Source organism: Streptococcus sp. HMSC064D12 (assembly GCF_001837205.1).
Taxonomy (GTDB): Bacteria; Bacillota; Bacilli; order Lactobacillales; family Streptococcaceae; genus Streptococcus; species Streptococcus salivarius_D.
On the sequence record NZ_KV831770.1, the window covers coordinates 1 to 495 of the forward strand.

Annotated in this window: 1 pseudogene; it reads left to right on the forward strand. The window is 52.7% G+C overall.

The window, feature by feature from the left end:
* Positions 1-495 (forward strand): annotated as a pseudogene (locus HMPREF2697_RS10570) (hypothetical protein); the annotation flags it as partial.

Here is a 495-nt window from a genome sequence, read left to right on the forward strand (position 1 = left end):
CGCTCATGGATGCACTGGTACTTGCCGATTCTGACGCACTTGTTGAAGCACTTTGCGATGCTGAAGTGCTTGCTGATTCAGACGCACTTGTTGAGGCGCTCATGGACGCGGACGTACTTGCAGATTCTGAGGCACTTGTTGAAGCGCTCATGGAAGCTGATGTACTTGCCGATTCGCTGGCACTTGTTGAGGCGCTCATCGACGCGGATGTACTTGCGGACTCTGATGCACTTGTTGATGCACTCTGTGACGCGGACGTACTTGCGGATTCGCTAGCGCTTGTTGACGCACTCATCGACGCTGATGTACTTGCCGATTCTGATGCACTTGTTGAGGCACTCATGGATGCTGAAGTGCTGGCTGATTCTGATGCACTTGTTGAAGCGCTCATTGATGCAGACGTACTTGCGGATTCGCTCGCACTTGTTGAAGCGCTCATCGATGCCGACGTACTTGCGGACTCTGATGCACTTGTTGAAGCGCTCATTGATGCAG